We start from the raw sequence: 1,519 nt of genomic DNA, 5'->3' as shown, positions 1-1,519 counted from the left end.
GGATTTCGGTGAGCATCTGCCGCACGACGGCGGAGTCGTCGACGATCAGGACCCGGCAGGGGGCGTTGCCGGTCAGGGTCATTCGAACAGCTCCACGCCACCGGTGACCGGGGCCTTGGACAGGCGTGCGCGCACGGCCGATTCGGTCGCGGCGACTTCGGCTTCGTGGGCGTGTGGAAGGCGCTGCACAACCACGCGGCCGGTATCGGCGAAGAACCAGATCTTGCGCGGATGGATGCCGCACAGGTCCTCGGCGAGGATCGGGATGTGTTCGGCCTGCAGGTACTGGCGCACGAATTCGGCGTTGCGGGTGCCTACCGGATTGCTGGTGAAGCCCTTCAGCACGTTGGCGCCGCCGAACACCTTCGCCTCGATGCGCTTGCGGTGGGCGCCGCGCTTGAGCATGTCGTTGATCAGCAGTTCCATCGCATAGCTGCCATAACGTGCGGGCGCGCCGTCGCCGGCGTTGCCTTCGGGCAGCAGGAAGTGGTTCATGCCGCCGATCTTCAGTACCGGGTCGCGCAGGCAAGCCGCCACGCAGGAGCCCAGCGTAGTGGTCAGCGCGGTGGTGTCATCCACTACCAGATACTGGGTTGGCAGCAGCTTGGCGGCGATGGTCTTGAAGCGTGCGTCCTGGTAGCGCATCACATCGTCGGTACGCAGTGATGCGTTCATGCGCCGGCCTTTGCCGCACGACGGTACAGGGTACGGCCGCAGGGTTGGATCAGATCGGCCGCGTGCAGGTAGTTCTCCGAGTGGCCGGTATAGAGCAGGCCGTCGTCGGCCAGGTGGTTGACCAGGCGGCCAAGAATCGCGCGCTGGGTCGGCTTGTCGAARTAGATCATCACGTTGCGGCAGAACAGCGCATCGAACGGGCCGCCGACGTCGTAACGCGGTGCCAGCAGGTTCAACGGGCGGAATTCGATCAGTTCACGCAGCGCCGGCAGTACGCGGCACTGGCCTTCGTTGGGGCCACTGCCACGCTGGAAATAGCGGCGACGCAGGTCCGGATCGAGGCCGGCGACACGGTCGATGTTGTAGACGCCGCGCCCGGCGGTGGCCAGCACCTGGGTGTCGACGTCGGTGGCGACGATGCGTACCGGCGGCTTCAGGGTGCCGAACGCTTCGCAGGCGGTGATCGCCATCGAGTAGGGCTCTTCGCCGGTGGAGGCGGCGCACGACCACAACAGCAGCGGACCGCGCCCGTTGCGCTGCTGCAGCTCTTCGCGCAGCTTGTCGAAATGGTGTGGCTCGCGGAAGAACGCAGTGAGGTTGGTGGTCAGCGCATTGGTGAATGCCTGCCACTCGTCGCCATCACCTTGTTCCAGGTGGTCCAGGTACTGCTGGAAGCTGCGCATGCCCAGCGTGCGCAGCCGGCGCGACAGGCGTCCGTACACCATGTCGCGCTTGGCCGGGGCGAGGGCGATGCCCACGCGCTGGTAGATCAGGTCGCAGACGCGGCGGAAATCACGGTCGGCGAATTCGAATTCGCGCGTACCGCTGACGATGGGGGTAGGGC

The 1,519-nt window shown here is 66.0% G+C and carries 2 protein-coding genes; both read right to left on the bottom strand.

What is annotated here, in order from left to right:
* Nucleotides 1-78 precede the first annotated feature (78 nt).
* Complete coding sequence (gene cheD, locus AC1VAN_RS21615) at nt 79-675, bottom strand: chemoreceptor glutamine deamidase CheD (protein ID WP_025878962.1); 597 nt, start codon at nt 673-675, stop codon at nt 79-81.
* Nucleotides 672-1,508, bottom strand: a complete 837-nt coding sequence (locus tag AC1VAN_RS21610) for a CheR family methyltransferase (RefSeq protein ID WP_480986717.1) — start codon at nt 1,506-1,508, stop codon at nt 672-674. Before AC1VAN_RS21610 ends, cheD begins: the two co-directional genes overlap by 4 nt.
* Nucleotides 1,509-1,519 lie beyond the last annotated feature (11 nt).

Source organism: Stenotrophomonas sp. 05L44_2, assembly GCF_056665995.1.
Note: the sequence above shows the minus strand (reverse complement) of the source record. Positions and strands in the feature narration are given on the sequence as shown.